The following is an 18849-nucleotide window of genomic DNA, read 5'->3' on the forward strand; positions in this document are numbered from 1 at the left end:
AATATGGAATCCACCATGAGTGCGCCCAAGACTTCTCCCTTCCCACTTGCCGCCTGCGCAGAGATGCTTTGGCGCGACAAACCGATCGAGTGGCGTGCTTCGCGCCTCAAGGAAATGGGTTTCGGCGTCGGCCTCTGGAACTGGCCGGAGCACGATCTCAACAAGCTGGAAGCGACCGGCGCGACCTTCACGATCATGAACGGCTACCTCATCGGTCGCCTCACGGACGATGAGGGCGCCGCAGAACTCTTAAGGACGGCGCGCGAGACCGCGCAGGTTGGAAAGCGGCTCGGCGTTCAGCGGCTCAATCTTCACGGCACGGGCCTCGGAGACAGGGGCCTGCCGGTACAGCCGATCGAAGTCGTCACGGGCGCCATGTGGCTAAAGGCACGCGATACGCTTTGCCGCGTCGTGGATATGGCCGAGGAAGAAGGCGTCACGTTTACGCTCGAGAACCTCAACCTCCCGGTCGACCATCCGGGCGTCCCCTTCGGTCGCGCTGAAGACACGCTGGCACTCGTCTCCAGTGTCGATCACCCGCGACTTCGTCTCAATCTCGATCTCTACCATGCCCAGATCGGCGAGGGGAACCTGATCGAGCTCTGCCGCAGGTGCCTACCCTGGATCGGCGAGATCCAGGTGGCTGACGCTCCCGGTCGCTTTGAGCCCGGAACCGGCGAGGTCAACTGGAACGGCATCGCAAAAGCCCTGAATGCCATGGGCTATTCCGGCCCGATTGGTATGGAGGCCTGGGCCGCTGGCGACCCCGAAGAAGCGCTCGAGGCCTTCCGCACCGCGTTCACCATCTGACATTTTTAACCCCACAGGATCAAATCCCATGCCCAAGAATAAAACCGTCAATATTGGCCTCATCGGCGCCGGTCGCATCGGTTCCTTCCACGGTGAGACCGTGGCGCGTCGCCTCGTCGATGCCGAACTCGTCGCCATCGCGGATCCCGCACCGGGTGCTGCCGCCGCGCTCGCCAACAAGCTCGACGTCGAAAGCTCCTACACCGACGTTGCAGACCTTCTTGCCCACCCGGATCTCGATGCCGTCATCATCGCCACACCGGCGCGGTTCCACACCAATGTCCTTGTCCAGGCGGCAGAGGCCGGCAAGGCGATCTTCTGCGAGAAGCCGATGGCGCTGACGCTTGAGGAGGCCGACCGAGCAATCGCTGCTGCTCGCGCCGCTGGCATTCCCCTCCAAGTTGGCTTCAACCGCCGTTGGGATCAGGCCTTTGCGGACGGGCGTGCCGCCATCGATGCCGGCAAGATCGGGGTGCCGCAGCTCCTGCGATCCCTAACCCGCGATCCCGGTCCGTTTGGTGCCGACCCGGCCAGGATCCCGCAGTGGACGATCTTCTACGAAACGCTGATCCACGATTTCGACACGCTGCTTTGGCTGAACCCAAATGCAAAGCCGGTCGAGGTCATGGCGGTTGCCGACGCACTCGTCCGGCCGGATTTCCGCGACAAGGGTTTCCACGACACGGCCGTTGTCACTATCCGTTTCGACAATGGCTCGATTGCTGTCGCCGAGGCGAACTTCTGCGCAATGTATGGCTATGACATCCGCGGCGAAGTGTTCGGTTCCGGTGGTATGGTCACGATGGGAGATGTGCGCCGCTCCAGCATGACGCTATTCGACAAGAACGGCACCTCGAACGATACCTGGCGTCGTGACACCGAGCACTTCGTGCATGGCTATACCGCGCAGCTTGCTTCATTCGTGAGAGCCGTTCGTCGCGGCGAGATCACCGAGGCACCGGGCGGTCTCGACGCGCGTAAGGCACTCGCGATTGCCCTTGCCTGCATCGAGTCCGTCGAGAGGAAGGCGCCTGTAGCGCTGAAATGAGAAACGACTTTGGAGACATGGTCATGAAGGCGAAAGAGGCGACGAGACGTCCTGGTGATGTAACGGAGCTTAGGGGTATGTTCGCATGCAGGACTCTGAAACTTTCGAAGCAGCTTGAGCGGGTTGCCCGTACGGCATTGGCTAAGCCGGACCTTGTCGCCTTTGGCAGCACCCGCTCAGTCGCTGTCGCCTGCTCCGTCTCACCGACCACGGTTGCACGTCTGGCTACCGTCCTTGGCTTTGACAGCTTCCGTGATTTGAAGCTGTTTTTTCAGCAGCATCTGAGGAGGGTGTCTAACTCCTAGAACTGGTGCACTCCTGATGCGAAATGGTGCGTAGAAGGGTGCGATGTCGCTCAGGAACGAGGTCTGCTGCTCCCTGGTGAAGGCCGCCGACGCATCGTAGATGACGTTGGTGTGATAGCCGAGATCGTGGGCGTTGCGCACGGTCGACTCGACGCATTGCCGCAGCGCGAAGCCCATGACGTAGATGTCGAAGATCCGGCTATTGCGCAGGTAGCTGTCGAGCGTGGTCGCGGCGAAGGCGCTGCTGCCGCCGGTGCGCTCGCTGATGGCATATTCGCCGTCGAGCGGTTCGAAGCCTGGGAAGAATTCGGTCTGCTCGCCGAGGAACGAGCCATAGTCGCGCGCCATTTTGCGCAAGCCGTACTTTCCTTCGCCCAGCACCCGGTAGGTCGGTTCGAGCACCATCCTGACGTGGATGACCTCCATGTTGCGACGGCGCGCCTCTTCGAGAACCTTCCTCGAATTGGCGACCGCGAAGTCGAACTGCTCGCGGTCCTGGAACTGGCCGTTGATGCTGCCGGTGAGGGCGAGCCAGTCGTTCTGATATTCGATGAGGATCAGCGCGCTCTTTGCACCGGCTTCATTTATTGCGTGGTCGGTCATGGTGATACTCTTTGGTTAATGATGTTCGGCCGCTCGACCTTGGGGCCGATGTCAGTTTGCGATCAGCGCCTGTTGACGGCGCAGATGCTGGCGGAAGCGCTCGGAGTAGTCTTCGACCACCGCGCCCTTGACGCTGGGGCGCCCCGCCAGCGCCGCCCGCCACGCCGAGACACGCGGGAAGCCTTCGAAGTTCGCCTGCGACACCGCGGAATCGATGATCGCGAAATAGCGGAAGAGCGGGGCGGAGACCGCATCGACCAAGCCGAAGGCGGGACCAGCGAAATACGGCCCCGACCCCAGCTCCGCCTCCAGCTTCTGGGGTCGGTCGCGGAACGCGGCCCGCTTGGCATCCGCGGTCGCCGGATCGGTGGCGTTGAGAAACTGCCAGCCATCGGCCAAGGTCTGCGTGGCGAACTCGATCCACGCGCGCTGCCGAGCGCGCAGCAGCGCATCGTCGGGATACATCGACGCGCCGCCCTGCGTTTCGTCGAGATACTCGCAGATCACCACGCTTTCGAAGAGGATGGCGTCCTCCTCGTCGGCCTGGTGCACCTTGAGCAGCGGGACCTTGCCGGTCGGCGATAGCGCCAGGAACCAGTCGGGCTTGGCCGAGAGGTCGACGTTGATCCGCTCGAAAGGCACACTCTTCTCGAGAAGGACGATCGCGGCGCGTTGAACGAACGGGCAGAGCGGGTGGCTGATGAGTGTTAGGCTGGGGTCGGGCATGATGGCCTCTCAATGGGACGGCAATTACAGATGAAGGAGCGCGAGCGTTAGATCGCCTGACCGCCCGAGATGTCGAAGGTGGTGCCGTTCGCCCAGCCCATGTCGTCGGACAGGATGGCTGCGACCGCGCCGCCGATGTCGTCGGGCTGGCCGACACGGCCGAGCGCGATGGTCTGCGCGACAAAGGCGTTCACCTTCGCATCGTCGCGGACGACGCCGCCGCCGAAGTCGGTCGCGATGGCGCCGGGCGCGATCGTGTTTACGCGGATCTGCCGCGCGCCCAGTTCGACCGCCATGAACTTGGTCAGCGTCTGGATCGCCGCCTTCGCCGCCGCATAGAGGCCGTAGCCTGCCATCGTGACGCGCACGAAGCCCGACGAAACATTGAGGATGCGCCCGCCGTCCGCGATCAGCGGCAGCAGCTTCTGTGTCAGGAAGACCGGTCCGCGCAGGTGCGTGTCGATCAGCGAGTTGAACTCTTCCTCGGTCGCGTCGGCGAGGAGGGAGTACAGGCCGTGGCCGGCGTTGTTGACCAGGAAGTCGAAGCGCTCGCGGCCGAACTCTGTCTTCAGCGTGTCGGCGACCGTCGCGGCAAACGCCGGGAAGCTCGCCGACACGCTAACGTCGAGGGCGATCATCGCTGCCTTGCCGCCCAGTGCCTCGATCTCCTGGCGCAGCGTATCGGCCTCTGCCGCGCCGCTGCGATAGGTGCCGATGATGGCGACGCCGCGCTTGGCAAGATGCAGCGCCATGTTGCGGCCGAGGCCGCGGCTGGCGCCGGTGATGAGTGCGATCTGCTTGGTCATGATCTGTCCTTTGGGTTGGTCTCGCCGGAAGGCCGCACCGCTGCGGCGTGGTTCCGATGCCAACCAGATAGGCCGAGCAGGCCGCGCCCGCCCGCCCAATGCTCGCAATTCATTGCCCGATTGTCTCAAGGTCTTTGATTGTTCGACAAACAGTGCCATAGAAGGCTTATGACCGAGCATCTCCAGCCACATATCGATCTCGCCCTGCGCCATGCGCGATCGGGGGTGACCGTTACGCCGATCCAGCGACTGGAGATCGGCGTGGGACAAGCGACCTCCGGCACGGCGCCGTGCCTCTACCGCTCGATGATCTGCTTCATCCTGCAGGGGGCGAAGGATGTGGCGATCCACGACAATCTGTTGCGCTACGACTCCGCGCAGTATCTCGTCAGCGCGCTGGATCTGCCGCTGAGCGGCCAGATCCACGATGCCGATGACGGCCGGCCCTATGTCGCGGTTTCGCTCGTCCTCGATCCCGCACTGCTCGCCGAGGTCGCGTCTACCATGCCGCCGGTGCGCGACGATGATGCGCCTGGCATCGGGATCGCGATCAATCCGATGACCCCGCCGCTGCGCGACACGCTGTTGCGCCTGCTGGCGTTGCTCGACACGCCGGGCGACATTCCGGTTCTGGCGCCGATGGCGGAACGTGAATTGCTTTATCGTCTCTTGCAAGGCCCACAGGGACACCTGCTGCGCAATATCGCCCGGCCCGAGGGGGCGCTCGGCCGTATCCGGCGTGCCGTCGAATGGATCCGCGACCACCAGAACACGCGGCTGCGTATCGAGGCCTTGTGCGACGCAAGCGGTATGAGCCGCGCCAGCCTGCACCGGCACTTCGTGGCACTGACGGGGCTCAGCCCGATCCAGTATCAAAAGCAGCTCCGCCTACAGGAGGCGCGACAACTGCTACTCTCCGGTGACCGAACCGCTTCAGATGTAGCCTTTGCAGTAGGTTACGAAAGCGCCTCGCAATTCAGTCGCGAATATCTTCGGCAGTTTGGCGCACCACCGGTGCGCGACGTACGTCAGCTCAGGCAGGCGATCGGCAGCTCAGCAGCGGCGTAATCGACCATCTTGCATCGTCTGTGTGATGCTCGGCGGCCGAACGAACGTCCGCTTACGAGAGTTGATGAGGCGGCCATGGGCGACCGAGATGAGGGCGCGAACTTGCCGCCCCTGCGTAACAAATTGGTGGTCCGCTTAGATCGCGTCCCGAGGCAAGTCCACAGTGAGGGAAGGGAGTCCTTACTTCACGAGCGCGGCGGACGGCTTGTTGCTAGGATTCACGTTTGGGCCAAAAAAATCCTGGCCACGTTTGGCGATCAGTATGGTGGTATGGTGGGCCCGGCAGGACTCGAACCTGCAACCAATCGGTCATGAGTCGACGGCTCTAACCATTGAGCTACAGGCCCCACCAGGACGTTTCTAAGCACAGAAAAACCGATGGATCAGTCGCGCAGCGGATGCTTTGAAGAAGTGTTTTGAACCTTGACGCACCAGTGCGGTTCATCGATAATCAAAGTGAACCAAGGAAGGTTAGATCCCATGACCGCTGCGTTTACCGTGCGTGTAAAAGATGAAACCGCGAGCAAGCTGGATCAGCTCGCTGAGAAGCTGGATCGGTCCCGCTCTTATATGGCTGCAGAGGCCATCGAAGCTTTCGTTGAGCAGCAGGAATGGCAGCTTGCCGAGATTGAAGCCGGGTTGACCGAGGCCGACCGGGGTGAGTTCGCCAGCGATGAAGATGTGGCGAAAGTCGTCAGGAAGTACGTCAAGTCTGCTCGCCAATCATGAGTCGGAAGCGTATTCGTTGGACGCTGCGGGCGTTGCGGCGACTTGATGAGATCGGCGCGTATATCGAGAAAGACGATCCGGATGCGGCGGCTCGCGTCGTGGCGCGGATTGTCACTGCCGTGGATGCGTTAGCGGAGTACCCTGCCAGTGGGCGGCCTGGTCGCATCAAGAGCACGCGCGAGCTCGGGCTGGCCGACATTCCCTACATCATTCCCTACCGCATAAGTCGAGACGTCGAGATCCTCACCGTCATGCACGCTCACCAGCAATGGCCGCAGGTTCTCTAGTCACGACCAACAAAACGCGTCGGCGCGATGATCCGCTCATCAGCCTGCCCGTTACGCCAAGGTGACCTGTTCCCGGCTCCGTCCGAAAAGCACGGCGCTCATGCCACCCCACTCCCCGGGACGTCATCACTGGTCAAAATCAGACGGGAAGTGCAGGTTTTCGACGGAAAACTGGAAGCGGTCAGCCCAATCTTGGTTTCCAGTTGCGAATGGATCGCATGACGTGCCACGTTTGTTCCCGTTCTGTGCGTTCAGGATCGCATAATGTATCGACTGGAATGCGCCGTGCTGGTGCTGGGGCAGTATCCGGCCATGTTGCTCAATCGATTTCCGGGATCAACTCAGTTCGCCATGAAGCGCTATTTCCTCTGTCTTGAGGTTGAAGCTGGTCTGCAACACTGGAGGGACCGATGCAAGTCGCCTCACAGAAATGGGGCTCACGCGCTCGCCGTCGAGCTTGCCGCCGAGCACGGTTTCAAGATCACCAATCCGGAGATGCAGCGATACGCGAACCGTTGATTATCACCAAGAACGGTCGCCCGCGGACGGTTCTGATCGCCTATGAAATTATCTTCGCTTGATGCGGCGCGAGCGTTGTGCCGAGCTGACGAGCGCCTGGGACGCGGACGAGCTCGCCGCAGTCGAACCTTCCGCAGGCGAACGTTCGGCGCTACGTGCGGCAAAGATGGGTAGGGTTTTTGGTTTCCGCAACTGCCGCATTGTTGGGTTGAATAAGATGCCAGGGCCAATCCGGATAAGTTGCGTGTAGACGCAAATTCTGGTTGACAACATATTCCTAAAATATCATAAATTGCAGCAAGGCTCTTGGGGGAGTCAGAACAGGTTTCTGCTAAGCCTCGCTACTTAATTACACATTCATTTCAACAACATGACCCGCTAATACCTGCGGTGCGTCATTCGACGTAACCGCTCGCCAGGAATAAACCAACGATCTCTCGCATGAGCTCGACCGCGAGCCTGTGCGCGTTCAATTCCCCTTTACCTTGGACACCATCCAGGGTTTGGTTTGCACCTATGTGAACTGAATCAGGAGAATTATGCAGTTATGACGCAGTCTCAAAACGCACGGGTCTGGGCTAGCCGCGCTTTCATGGATTCGACACGGATCAAAGGCTTTACTGCCGATCCGCTGCCGTCGGGGATGAGCCTCGGCCAGATGGCTGAGTTAAACGAAACCGGCGAACGGATGTCTGCGGAGCATTTTCCGAAGGAGATCTTCGCCAAGTATCCCGACAAGAAGGAAAAGAAGCAGGCGGATCTCGTGCTTGCGGCAGGGGCAGTGGTGGTTTCTGCGGCTTGTGCGGATGTGCTTCGCCAATTCGATCTCGGCCATTCCTCGCTCTATCCGATTAAGCTCTTCCAGCACGACCGCAAGACACCCGTGGAGGGTGAATATTTTTGTCTTAACATCGGCGAGCGCAAGGATGTTTTTCGCCCTGAGCACTCGCCGCTCGTAAAAGTGCTCGGCAGCGGTCGATTGAAGATGCCGCCCTACCTTCAAGATGATGACATTGCCGTAAGCCCTGCAGCACTATGTGGGCCTGACTTATGGGTCAGCCCGCCTTTGATCCGCATGTTCTTTCTTAGTGATCGGCTAACCGAAGCTTTGCGAGCGGCAAAGATGAGCAGGGTCTTTGGTTTCCGCGCCTGCCGCATTGTTCAAGGCAACTAAAATCACCCGGAGGGGGATCGATGGCAGTACCTTTTGCATTCCAGATACACCATATCTTCCCCGCGGAATTGTTTGACGATCCGAGAATTGCGGAGCAACTGAAATCTTTACTTACGGGCACCAACTTCACAATGGACATGGCTGGCAACGAGATCGCACTATTCAGTGATCCTCAATACGCGGCCTATGTCCGGGCACTTACAGGCGTGGATGGCGGCAATGTCTACTATGACAGCGGCTTTGGTAGCTCGGTTCACCGAGGCAGTCACCCGGGATATACCGAGTTTTTGGTCGACCGAATTGATACGATCCTCGATTCCGGCGCCAGCCCCCAAACGCAGCTCTCTGAAATCTACAAACTTCATTTCTTTGCGGCACAGTTGAGCCAAGGGCTCATCACGTTCGAAGGTCAATCTTTAGGGGTAATGGGCACTACGGTCTACGCGGCCACCCTTGCCAGCGCATATGACAATTGGACAGTAACCGGCGCCTCCTTGCAGGCCTACATTACCGGGCTGGATAGGACATTGACCGATGCCGGGCTCGATCACAATTTGCAGGCGCGTCTTAATGCAGTCGATTCATTCATCGAGACCGCGCATGAGATGGGGCACCTTACTCTTGACCAATACAACTTGGCGGTGTCACGCATTTCCTCGGTGCAGCTTGGTCTTGTCCAATCGGGAGGATATCAGGACAACCTCGTCGGGCAACTCAAGGCCAGCACGGCGATAACTCAGATCAGCATTGCCGCAAATTTTCAGGTCAAGCAAGGTCTGGGCATTCAGGTAAGCCTGAGCGAGTTCCTTTCATACCATGTTTCAAACGGCGTCACAAAATTTGCGATGTCGGAGGACGGCTACCTTAACCTCAGCCAATTCGACAAAACGATGGATGCCGTTTCGAACTTCTCAAAGCTGTTGGGAAGTGTGGCTGACAGGCTACCGAACGATCTCTCCCATCTTGATCAGGCCACAGTCGACAAGATGGCATCCATACTCAACAGCACGCTCGTCGGCGTCGGCGGTGGGGTGCTTGGTGACACCGTTGAATTCCTCAATCTGTCTTATGACGCCATCAAAACCGGCGTCCAGACTGGGGATTGGAGCGATCTGGCCGGAGTCATTGCCAACTACGGCGTCTCCGTGGTTCTAAGTGCTGTGATGATCACAACGACCGTCGCTCTCGCAGGCCAGATTTCTGTCGGCACTGCCGCTGTAGTCGCGGCAGCTTGGGCAGTTGGCGGCGTCATCGATGCGATTGTCAACGGCGCGCAACTGCTCGACAAGATTCTAACGGATCTCGGGTTGCTCGATCCGAATGATTTGCCCACTTGGTATGCGGCCCTCTCCCTGTTGTTCAATCCTCCGTCCTGCGAACCCCTCGTGATTGATCTGGACGGAGACGGCATCGAGTTGACGAGTCTTGGTACCTCAGGAGCCTACTTCGACCTGGATGGCGATGGCTTTGCGGAGCGGACGGGATGGGTTGGACCGGATGACGGCCTATTGGTTCTCGATGAGAACGGCAACGGTCGCATCGACGATATCGACGAACTCTTTGGTTCACAGACGTCTTTTGGGTATCAGGAGCTTAAGCTTCTCGATAGCAACGGGGACAACGTCATCAATGCAAACGATGCAGCATTTGGATCCCTGCAGATCTGGAAAGACGCAAACGGCGATGGCTTGTCGACGTCCGACGAGCTTCGTTCGCTGACGGACTACGGCATCAGATCTCTCAGTCTGGAGGCGTCTGCTTCCGGAGCGAACCTAAGCGGTAATACGGTTCTCAGCACAAGCCAGGTAACCTGGAATGATGGTGCGATTACGCAGTCGGCCGAGATCGTGTTCGCACTGTCGCAGTTTCAAAGCCGTTACGTTGTTCCCGAGAACTTCAGCTATGACGCCGAGGTATACGCGCTGCCAAAACTCGCTGGCTACGGAGACGTGCCCGGACTGTGGGTCGCGATGACCCAGGACGGCGCCCTGAAGGCTGAGGCGAAGGCTCTGATCGAGATCGCGCGCAGCGGCAATTTCGGCGACTTCCTCGGCGGTATGGACGACTTCCTCTTCGATTGGGCTGGCGTCGATAATGTGCGATGGATGGAGGAGATAGACGACCTCTATGTTCATTTTGCCTATGATCCCGAAGAACTGGCCGCTTACGTCGGCGACGGATACGCTTCGTCTGGCGGAACACTTCCGCCGAAACCCAAAGGCTATGTGTTCTCCCTCGAAAATATTGACCCCGCAAAGTTGCAGGATTGGCTGGAGGAGAACAACCTCGCTCTGCCGCAAGGTCCGTTCCTGAACGAAAACGGCCTTCAGGGTGTAAGGCTAAATCCGACCCAAACCTACAGCTCGTCGGGTGGTCGGGGCGGAACGCAGATCATACTTTCACCCAGCAGCACGGAGGATCAGCTCCCATCGATTCCCGCGGCTGCACTGGCGTTCTTGCAGAAGATGATGGGGCAGGACTATCGCATCGCCGGCAATTTCATAGCTCCGGGCTCGATTATGGTCGGAGAACCAAGCGCACAGAATGCCGCCGCGCTGATGAAATCCTTCTCCGAACTGAAAGACCACTACACTAGCCACTTCCTCGCTCAGGCCGCGTGGTCCGTTATCGCACGGGAGGGGAATGACGCGGACCTCGGCGCACTTGCGCCGTTCAAGAATATTTTCCTTAATCCGCTGAACCAGCATATTGGCGGGGATGTTAGAAGCTTTGCTCTTGAAATGATTGAGATGTTTAGGTCTGACGGCCTGGGCTCAGACTCAAGCGTGCTCGCGCTTCTATCTGTATTTAAGGATGAAATGCCATCGCTAGCATCGCAGGTCGTAGACCTATTCGATGACATTGATCGCTCGTTAATAATCGATGCATTCGGCCTGAATTCGATTGTCGAGGGAACGAACAATGGAGAGTCACTGAGTGCGAGCGTCGCTGCCCTTGTGGTAGGTTATGATGGAAACGACAGTCAGACAGGCAGCGGCGGAAACGACACCCTGTCAGGTGGCAAGGGAGACGACAGTCTCTTTGGACTGAATGGCAATGACGCTTATGTCTATGCACGAGGCGACGGCCACGACACCATCACCGAGGGTATCTCCAAGGGTACGGCTGACAAGATCGTCTTTGTCGACGTCAATGCCGATGAGGTGTCGCTGACCTATTCCGGCACGGATCTGACCTTCGTCATTGCAGAGAGCGTGGTCGGCGCCGGGAACGGTGGTTCGATCCTGGTGAAGCAAACGCTCGACAGCTACTATTCACGCGGGGTCGAGAACATCGTCTTTGCCGACGGCACCATCTGGGATGCAGCGACGATCCGGTTGAAAGCCATCGAAGCCAGACAGACCGCTGGCAACGACACCATCACCGGCTTCAACACCAACGACACGTTTAAAGGCGGTCTTGGCAACGATGCGCTGACGGGCAATGACGGCAATGACACCTATGTCTATGCCCGTGGTGATGGTCATGACATCATTACGGAAGGGACAAGCGGTGGCACGGCCGATCGGATCGTTTTCACCGACATCGACACCAATCAGGTGTCGCTGACCTATTCCGGCACGGACCTGACCCTCGTCATTGCAGAGACCGTGGCCGGCGCCGGGGACGGTGGTTCGATCCTGGTGAAGCAAACGCTCGACAGCTACTATTCACGCGGGGTCGAGAACATCGTCTTTGCCGACGGCACCATCTGGGATGCAGCGACGATCCGGTTGAAAGCCATCGAAGCCAGACAGACCGCTGGCAACGACACCATCACCGGCTTCAACACCAACGACACGTTTAAAGGCGGTCTTGGCAACGATGCGCTGACGGGCAATGACGGCAATGACACCTATGTCTATGCCCGCGGCGACGGGGCCGACACCATTACGGAAGGGACAAGCGGTGGCACGGCCGATCGGATCGTTTTCACCGACATCGACACCAATCAGGTGTCGCTGACCTATTCCGGCACGGACCTGACCCTCGTCATTGCAGAGAGCGTGGCCGGCGCCGGGGACGGTGGTTCGATCCTGGTGAAGCAAACGCTCGACAGTTACTATTCACGCGGGGTCGAGAACATCGTCTTTGCCGACGGCACCATCTGGGACGCCGCGACCATCCGGGTGAAGGCCATCGAAGCCAGACAGACCTCTGGCAACGACACCATTACCGGCTTCAACACCAACGACACGTTTAAAGGCGGTCTTGGCAACGACGCGCTGACGGGCAACGACGGTAACGACAGCTATGTCTATAGCCGCGGCGACGGGGCCGACACCATTACGGAAGGCACCAATGGTGGCACGGCGGATACGCTGATCCTCAACGGAATCAACCCGAGTGACGTGACTCTGTCACGCAATGGCAACCACCTCACGCTGATGATCGCGGAAAGCGCCGCGGGGGCGGGCGATGCCGGTTCGATCCTCCTGAAGGACAGCCTCGACGACTACTACAGCCAGGGCATCGATCAGATTGTCTTCGCCGACGGCACGACCTGGACCCGCAACACCCTCAGGCTGATGTTGTTGCAGCAGTCGATTACGCCTGGCAACGACATGGTCACCGGCTTTAATGTCGCCGATGTTATCGATGCTGGTGCCGGCAACGACACGATCAGCGCCGGCGGCGGCAATGATACGATTACCGGCGGTCGCGGCAACGACGTCATCACCGGTAACGGTGACAACGACACCTATTATTATAGCCGCGGCGACGGGGCCGACACCATCACCGAGAGGTACAGCGATGGCACGGCGGATACGCTGATCCTCAACGGTATCAACCCGAGTGACGTGACGCTGTCGCCTAATGGCAATGATGTGACCCTGGTGATCGCAGAAAGCATGGCGGGGGGGGGGGGTGCCGGGTCGGTCCTCCTGAAGGACAACCTCGACGACTACTATAGCCAGGGCATCGATCAGATTGTCTTTGCCAATGGGACCATTTGGACCAGAGCAACCTTACGCACCCTGCTGGTGACTTTTGCGGGGACCATCGGCAACGACAGCATCGTCGGTTCTAATGTCGCCGACGTTATCGACGCCGGTGCCGGTAACGACACGATCAGTGCCGGCGGCGGCAATGATACGATTACCGGCGGTCGTGGCAACGACGTCATCACCGGTAACGGTGACAGCGACACCTATTATTATAGCCGCGGCGACGGGGCCGACACCATCACCGAGAGGTACAGCGATGGCACGGCGGATACGCTGATCCTCAACGGTATCAACCCGAGTGACGTGACGCTGTCGCCTAATGGCAATGATGTGACCCTGGTGATCGCAGAAAGCATGGCGGGGGCGGGCGATGCCGGTTCGATCCTCCTGAAGGACAGCCTCGACGACTACTACAGCCAGGGCATCGATCAGATTGTCTTCGCCGACGGTACGGCCTGGACCCGCAACACCCTCAGGCTGATGCTGTTGCAGCAGTCTATCACGTCTGGCAACGACACGGTCACCGGCTTCAATGTCGCCGACGTTATCGACGCTGGTGTCGGTAACGACACGATCAGTGCCGGCGGCGGGAATGATACGATTACCGGCGGGCGGGGTGACGACGTCATCACCGGTAACGGTGACAGCGACACCTATTATTATAGCCGCGGCGACGGGGCCGACACCATCACCGAGAGGTACAGCGATGGCACGGCGGATACGCTGATCCTCAACGGTATCAACCCGAGTGACGTGATGCTGTCGCGTAATGGCAACCACGTTACCCTGGTGATCGCAGAAAGCATGGCGGGGGCGGGCGATGCCGGTTCGATCCTCCTGAAGGACAGCCTCGACGACTACTATAGCCAGGGCATCGATCAGATTGTCTTCGCCGACGGCACGGCCTGGACCCGCAACGCCCTCAGGCTGATGCTGCTGCAGCAGGCGATCACTGGCGGCAACGACACGATCACCGGCTTCAACACCAACGACACCCTGACGGGTGGCCTCGGTGACGACACGCTGACCGGCTACAATGGCAACGACACCTATGTTTATGCCCGCGGCGACGGTAACGACACGATCGACGAAACCGGCAATTTCCTTGGAACGGCCGACAGGCTCGTCTTCGCCGACATCAATGCTGACGCGGTGAGGCTGAGCTATTCCGGTGCCAACCTGACGATCGTCATTGCCGAGAGCGCGGCTGGGGCAGGGGACGGTGGCTCGATCCTTGTGAAGCAGACCCTCGACAGCTATGTCGAACGCGGGGTCGAGAGCATCGTCTTCGCCAACGGCACGACGTGGGATGCCGCCACCATCAGGGTGAAGGCGATCGAGGCCAGGCAGACAGCTGGCAATGACACGATCACCGGCTTCAACACCAATGACACCCTGACGGGCGGCCTCGGTGACGACACGCTGACCGGCTACAATGGCAACGACACCTATGTTTATGCCCGCGGCGACGGTAACGACACGATCGACGAAACCGGCAATTTCCTTGGAACGGCCGACAGGCTCGTCTTCGCCGACATCAATGCTGACGCGGTGAGGCTGAGCTATTCCGGTGCCAACCTGACGATCGTCATTGCCGAGAGCGCGGCTGGGGCAGGGGACGGTGGCTCGATCCTTGTGAAGCAGACCCTCGACAGCTATGTCGAACGCGGGGTCGAGAGCATCGTCTTCGCCAACGGCACGACGTGGGATGCCGCCACCATCAGGGTGAAGGCGATCGAGGCCAGGCAGACAGCTGGCAATGACACGATCACCGGCTTCAACACCAATGACACGCTTGGCGGGGGGCTCGGCAACGATGTCCTCAACGGCGGCGATGGCGATGACGTTCACAATGGGGGGGCCGGCGACGACCTGCTGATTGGCAACAATGGGACTGACAGGTTCGATGGCGGCGATGGCAATGACACACTCGATTTTTCCTATTATTCGGGTAACGCGTCGTTCGATCTCGCGACACCCTTAGTGACTTTCGCCAACGGCACCACGGAGCAGATTCTCAATATCGAAAATGTGACCGCCGGTTCTGGCAATGACACGATCACCGGCTCCGCTGCCAACAATACTCTGAATGGCGGGAACGGGAACGACGCGCTCAACGGCGGTATTGGCAACGATGTCCTAAACGGCGGCGATGGCGACGACGTTCACAATGGGGGGCTCGGCAACGACCTCCTTATTGGCAACGTTGGTGCGGACAAATTTGATGGGGGAGACGGCAGCGATACGCTCGATTTCACCTATTACTCGAGCAATGCATCGTTCAATCTCGCCGCCAGCGTTGTGACGTTCGCTAACGGCAGCACTGAGCAGATTCTCAATATCGAAAACGCGATCGCCGGCTCTGGCAATGACACGATCACCGGATCGATTGCCGACAACACTCTGAATGGCGGGATCGGGAATGATACGCTGACTGGCGCGTCCGGCAACGACACGTTCGTGTTCAAGCCGGGCTTCGGCAAGGACACGATCACCGACTTCACGGCGGGGGCGGCAAGCGACGACGTGATCGAGTTCGGCAATACGGTCTTTGCCAATTTCGAGGCGGTGCTTGCGGCGGCGTCCCAGGTCGGCGTCGACACGCTGATCACGCACGATGCCAACAACACGATCACGTTGAAGAATATCGCCATGGCCAATCTCCATGCCGACGACTTCAGGTTCGTTGCGTAGGATCTGACGCGTGGGATCGAAGACGATTGATCGGCGGCGACCACTGGTCGCCACCGCCTTGACATCGACCCGGCAGGCCTTCGTTGGCGTGGCGGCGCTCAGCGCGGTCACCAACATTCTTATGCTGACCGGCCCATTGTTCATGATGCAGGTCTACGATCGGGTGCTGGCAAGCCGCAGCGTGCCGACATTGGTGGCGCTGACGCTGCTGGCGATCGGTCTCTACCTCTTCCTTGGTTTGCTGGAGGTGCTGCGCGCGCGGATCCTGACGCAGATCGGCCAGAGACTCGAGGAGCAGCTCGGTGGCCCGACATTTGATGCGGTACTCAAGCTGCCACTTCGCATGTCGAAGAAGGAAGCGATTTCCCAGCCGCTGCGCGATCTCGACCAGATCCGACAGTTTATGAGCGGCCAGGGGCCGATCGCCATTTGCGACATGCCGTGGCTGCCGGTCTATCTCGCGATCCTGTTTCTGTTTCACGCCTATCTTGGATGGCTGGCCGTCGCCGGTGCCATGGTTTTGATCGTGCTCACGCTGGCAAGCGAGTTGGTCCTGCGCGCGCCGATGCAGCGCCTTGCTCAGATGACGTCGTCACGAGCGGAATTCATCGAGGCCGGACGTCGTAATGCCGAGGCGCTCCGTGCGATGGGCATGACGGGGCCCTACGCGGCCAAATGGCATGCTGCCAATTCCGATTATGTCGATGAGCAGCGGCGCACGAGCGACGCGACCAGCAGTTTTGCCACCACGTCCAAGATTTTCCGCCTGGCGCTGCAGTCGGCGGTGCTGGCCCTCGGTGCCTGGCTTGCGATCTACCAGCTGGCCTCACCCGGCGCGATGATCGCGTCATCGATCCTGACGTCGCGGGCGCTGGCGCCGATCGAGCAGGCAATCGCGCAGTGGCGCGGATTCGTCAACGCCCGTCAGGCCCGCCGTCGCCTGGAAGACGTGCTCGCGACCTTCTCGGACTATCGCCGGCCGATGCCATTACCGATGCCGAAGCGCACACTCGACGTCGCCACGCTTACGGTTGTTGCGCCGGGAACAACCGTCCCGATTGTGCGTGACGTGGCTTTCGGGCTTTGGGCCGGGCAGGGGCTCGGCATCATCGGTCCGAGCGGATCCGGAAAGTCGACCTTGGCCCGTGCACTGGTCGGTATCTGGCCACCGGCGCGTGGCACTATCCGCCTGGATGGGGCCGAACTCCACAACTGGGATCCGGAAGCGCTCGGCTCTTCGGTCGGCTATCTGCCGCAGGGCGTTGAACTGTTCGACGGCACGGTCGCCGAGAACATCAGCCGCTTTGCGGACAATGCCGACCCGGCGGCAATCATCGAGGCGGCTACACAGGCTGGCGTGCATGAGCTCGTGCTCTCGATGCCGGATGGCTACGACACGCGCATCGGCGCGGCCGGTGCCATTCTTTCGGCCGGTCAGCGCCAGCGGGTCGGCCTTGCACGCGCGCTCTATGGCAAAGCATTCCTGATTGTGCTCGATGAGCCGAATGCCAGCCTCGATGCCGAGGGTGAAGCGGGTCTCACCAACGCGATCATCGCGGCCCGTCAGGCCGGTTCAATCGTGGTGGTTATCGCCCACCGCCCGAACGCACTCGCCGCGGTGGACCAGGTGCTGGTCATGGCGAAGGGCGGCATGGTCGCCTTTGGACCTCGTGATGAAGTCCTGCGCAAAACCACCGTGCGCGCTGTCCCGGAGAGTGCGTGATGAGGGATCAAACAAGCAAGGCGTCACGCGCAATCCGGCGCTACATGCTGATTTCCGGCGTTTCCGTCACCGTTCTCCTTCTTGGAGCCGGCGGCTGGGCCGCGACCAGTAAACTTTCAGGCGCGGTCGTCGGCATGGGCACTGTCGTCGTCGAGGGCAACGTTAAGCGCATCCAGCACCGGGAAGGCGGCATCGTCGGCGAGATCCGGGTGCGCGACGGCAGCCGCGTCAGGGCCGGCGACTTGTTGGTCCGTCTCGACGATACAGTGACCCGCGCCAACCTCGCCATGGTCAGCAAGCAGATCGATCAGCTGATCGCGCGCTCGATGAGGCTTACGGCCGAACGCGACAATGCGCTTCAGATCATGGTTCCCGAGGAGCTCGAGACCCGCCTCGATCAGCGCGAGATCGCCGATTATGTCCAATCCGAACGCGCGCTGTTCGTTGCCCGCCGAGAGACGATCGAAGGACAGAAGGCACAACTGCAGCAGCGCATCGGGCAATTGCAGCAGGAAGCCGATGGACTGACGGCGCGTCGGTCGGCCAAGGACGACGAGTTGCGATTGATCGAGCAGGAAATCGCTGGCATCTCGACCCTGCACCAGAAGGGCTTGATGCCGTTCTCGCGCCTGGCGGAGCTCCAACGCCTCCGCGCCCAGCTCTCGGGCGAGCGCGGACAGTTGACTGCCGAGGTTGCCCGCACCGCCACCCGCCGGACCGAAACCGAGCTGCAGATCCTGCAACTCGACCAGGATCGCCGCTCGGAAGTGCTGACTGAACTGCGTGACGTCGACAACAAGCTGGCCGAACTCTCCGAGCAAAAGGTTGCGGCTCAAGACCAGCTGAAACGCATCGACCTCTTGGCGCCACAGGACGGCATCGTTCATGAACTGGCGGTGCATACCGTCGGCGGCGTGATCTCTGCGGGCGAGACGGTGATGCAGGTCGTGCCGGTCAACGATAGCCTGGTCGTTGAAGCAAAGGTGCAGCCGGCCGACATAGACCAGCTCCATATCGGCCAGAATGTGGTCCTGCGCTTCTCAGCTTTCAATCAGCGCACGACGCCGGAGATCGGTGGTGCGATCACCACGATTGCGGCCAACCTCAGCACCAACCCGCAGACAGGCGAGGTCTGGTACGGCGTCCGGATCAGGATTCCCAAACTGGAGCTCGAACGGCTCGGAGATCTCGCGCTGCACGCCGGCATGCCGCTTGAAGCCTTTATCCAGACGGGCGAGCGCACCGCCTTGTCCTATCTTGTCAAGCCGCTCGCCGATCAGATCAATAGAGCAATGCGCGAGGAGTAACGGTCGGTCCGAGGCTGGGAGGATCTTTCACAGTGCCGTCCGGTTCCCTTTTCCTCGTTTTCAAACATCGACCTGAACGCGAAGAACTCTCTTAATAGAGA

At 59.9% G+C, this 18849-nt stretch carries 14 protein-coding genes, 1 tRNA gene and 1 pseudogene; 12 read left to right on the plus strand and 4 right to left on the minus strand.

What is annotated here, in order from left to right; all coding sequences use genetic code 11:
• Positions 1 to 15 precede the first annotated feature (15 nt).
• The 3 genes from AC244_RS14015 to AC244_RS35225 all read left to right on the plus strand — a co-directional run bounded on the left by AC244_RS14015 (position 16) and on the right by AC244_RS35225 (position 2163).
• Positions 16 to 810, plus strand: a complete 795-nt coding sequence (locus AC244_RS14015) for a hydroxypyruvate isomerase family protein (protein WP_053249524.1) — start codon at positions 16 to 18, stop codon at positions 808 to 810.
• Positions 811 to 838: 28 nt separating this feature from the next.
• On the plus strand, positions 839 to 1858 hold the full coding sequence (locus AC244_RS14020) for a Gfo/Idh/MocA family oxidoreductase (protein ID WP_053249444.1): 1020 nt from the start codon (positions 839 to 841) through the stop codon (positions 1856 to 1858).
• Between the two features lie 77 nt (positions 1859 to 1935).
• Positions 1936 to 2163 carry a MurR/RpiR family transcriptional regulator gene (locus AC244_RS35225; protein ID WP_234716940.1) on the plus strand — a complete coding sequence of 76 codons (228 nt, stop codon included), beginning with the start codon at positions 1936 to 1938 and terminating at the stop codon, positions 2161 to 2163.
• Here the strand turns inward: AC244_RS35225 and AC244_RS14025 are convergent.
• Genes AC244_RS14025 through AC244_RS14035 form a run of 3 tightly spaced genes read right to left on the minus strand, consistent with a single transcriptional unit; the run spans position 2059 to position 4298 of the window.
• On the minus strand, positions 2059 to 2766 hold the full coding sequence (locus AC244_RS14025) for a cysteine hydrolase (protein WP_082366848.1): 708 nt from the start codon (positions 2764 to 2766) through the stop codon (positions 2059 to 2061). The genes AC244_RS35225 and AC244_RS14025 overlap by 105 nt on opposite strands.
• A 51-nt stretch (positions 2767 to 2817) precedes the next feature.
• Positions 2818 to 3492 (minus strand): glutathione S-transferase family protein, encoded by a 675-nt coding sequence (locus AC244_RS14030; RefSeq protein ID WP_053249445.1) that lies wholly within the window; start codon positions 3490 to 3492, stop codon positions 2818 to 2820.
• Positions 3493 to 3539: 47 nt separating this feature from the next.
• Complete coding sequence (locus AC244_RS14035; RefSeq protein WP_053249446.1) at positions 3540 to 4298, minus strand: SDR family NAD(P)-dependent oxidoreductase; 759 nt, start codon at positions 4296 to 4298, stop codon at positions 3540 to 3542.
• Positions 4299 to 4466: 168 nt separating this feature from the next.
• Between AC244_RS14035 and AC244_RS14040 the strand changes: the two genes are divergently transcribed.
• On the plus strand, positions 4467 to 5366 hold the full coding sequence (locus tag AC244_RS14040; RefSeq protein ID WP_053249447.1) for an AraC family transcriptional regulator: 900 nt from the start codon (positions 4467 to 4469) through the stop codon (positions 5364 to 5366).
• Positions 5367 to 5637: 271 nt separating this feature from the next.
• Here the strand turns inward: AC244_RS14040 and AC244_RS14045 are convergent.
• Positions 5638 to 5713: transfer RNA gene (locus tag AC244_RS14045), tRNA-Ile, on the minus strand.
• A gap of 133 nt (positions 5714 to 5846) precedes the next feature.
• Here AC244_RS14045 and AC244_RS14050 point away from each other — a divergent pair.
• The 8 genes and pseudogenes from AC244_RS14050 to AC244_RS14080 all read left to right on the plus strand — a co-directional run bounded on the left by AC244_RS14050 (position 5847) and on the right by AC244_RS14080 (position 18748).
• Positions 5847 to 6095, plus strand: coding sequence for a CopG family ribbon-helix-helix protein (locus AC244_RS14050; RefSeq protein WP_010875306.1), 249 nt, complete (start codon positions 5847 to 5849; stop codon positions 6093 to 6095).
• Positions 6092 to 6382, plus strand: coding sequence for a type II toxin-antitoxin system RelE/ParE family toxin (locus AC244_RS14055; RefSeq protein WP_053249448.1), 291 nt, complete (start codon positions 6092 to 6094; stop codon positions 6380 to 6382). Before AC244_RS14050 ends, AC244_RS14055 begins: the two co-directional genes overlap by 4 nt.
• 264 nt (positions 6383 to 6646) lie before the next feature.
• Positions 6647 to 6901, plus strand: coding sequence for a hypothetical protein (locus AC244_RS37145; RefSeq protein ID WP_053249449.1), 255 nt, complete (start codon positions 6647 to 6649; stop codon positions 6899 to 6901).
• Positions 6877 to 7151 (plus strand): annotated as a pseudogene (locus tag AC244_RS38070) (type II toxin-antitoxin system prevent-host-death family antitoxin); the annotation flags it as partial. The gene AC244_RS37145 and the pseudogene AC244_RS38070, both read left to right, overlap by 25 nt.
• Before the next feature lie 297 nt (positions 7152 to 7448).
• Positions 7449 to 8075 (plus strand): imm11 family protein, encoded by a 627-nt coding sequence (locus tag AC244_RS14065; RefSeq protein WP_053249450.1) that lies wholly within the window; start codon positions 7449 to 7451, stop codon positions 8073 to 8075.
• 20 nt (positions 8076 to 8095) lie between these two features.
• A complete protein-coding gene (locus AC244_RS14070; protein WP_082366849.1) occupies positions 8096 to 15718 on the plus strand; it encodes a beta strand repeat-containing protein in 7623 nt (2540 codons plus the stop codon).
• A gap of 10 nt (positions 15719 to 15728) precedes the next feature.
• Entirely contained in the window at positions 15729 to 17441 is a 1713-nt protein-coding gene (locus AC244_RS14075; RefSeq protein ID WP_234716931.1) for a type I secretion system permease/ATPase, read from the plus strand.
• The gene (locus AC244_RS14080; RefSeq protein ID WP_053249452.1) at positions 17441 to 18748 is read left to right on the plus strand and encodes an HlyD family type I secretion periplasmic adaptor subunit; all 1308 of its coding nucleotides are present in this window, start codon (positions 17441 to 17443) and stop codon (positions 18746 to 18748) included. Before AC244_RS14075 ends, AC244_RS14080 begins: the two co-directional genes overlap by 1 nt.
• Positions 18749 to 18849: the final 101 nt, after the last annotated feature.

The sequence above is a fragment of the Ensifer adhaerens genome (assembly GCF_001270265.1).
GTDB classification, from domain to species: domain Bacteria; phylum Pseudomonadota; class Alphaproteobacteria; order Rhizobiales; family Rhizobiaceae; genus Ensifer; species Ensifer adhaerens_B.

Bases quoted from the DNA above. Each gene is read 5' to 3' on its own strand.
- AC244_RS35225 (WP_234716940.1), top strand. From the start codon at position 1,936: ATGTTCGCATGCAGGACTCTGAAACTTTCGAAGCAGCTTGAGCGGGTT.
- AC244_RS14025 (WP_082366848.1), bottom strand. From the start codon at position 2,766: ATGACCGACCACGCAATAAATGAAGCCGGTGCAAAGAGCGCGCTGATC.
- AC244_RS14040 (WP_053249447.1), top strand. From the start codon at position 4,467: ATGACCGAGCATCTCCAGCCACATATCGATCTCGCCCTGCGCCATGCG.
- AC244_RS14035 (WP_053249446.1), bottom strand. From the start codon at position 4,298: ATGACCAAGCAGATCGCACTCATCACCGGCGCCAGCCGCGGCCTCGGC.
- AC244_RS14070 (WP_082366849.1), top strand. From the start codon at position 8,096: ATGGCAGTACCTTTTGCATTCCAGATACACCATATCTTCCCCGCGGAA.
- AC244_RS14080 (WP_053249452.1), top strand. From the start codon at position 17,441: ATGAGGGATCAAACAAGCAAGGCGTCACGCGCAATCCGGCGCTACATG.
- AC244_RS14015 (WP_053249524.1), top strand. From the start codon at position 16: ATGAGTGCGCCCAAGACTTCTCCCTTCCCACTTGCCGCCTGCGCAGAG.
- AC244_RS14030 (WP_053249445.1), bottom strand. From the start codon at position 3,492: ATGCCCGACCCCAGCCTAACACTCATCAGCCACCCGCTCTGCCCGTTC.
- AC244_RS37145 (WP_053249449.1), top strand. From the start codon at position 6,647: ATGTATCGACTGGAATGCGCCGTGCTGGTGCTGGGGCAGTATCCGGCC.
- AC244_RS14020 (WP_053249444.1), top strand. From the start codon at position 839: ATGCCCAAGAATAAAACCGTCAATATTGGCCTCATCGGCGCCGGTCGC.
- AC244_RS14055 (WP_053249448.1), top strand. From the start codon at position 6,092: ATGAGTCGGAAGCGTATTCGTTGGACGCTGCGGGCGTTGCGGCGACTT.
- AC244_RS14050 (WP_010875306.1), top strand. From the start codon at position 5,847: ATGACCGCTGCGTTTACCGTGCGTGTAAAAGATGAAACCGCGAGCAAG.
- AC244_RS14065 (WP_053249450.1), top strand. From the start codon at position 7,449: ATGACGCAGTCTCAAAACGCACGGGTCTGGGCTAGCCGCGCTTTCATG.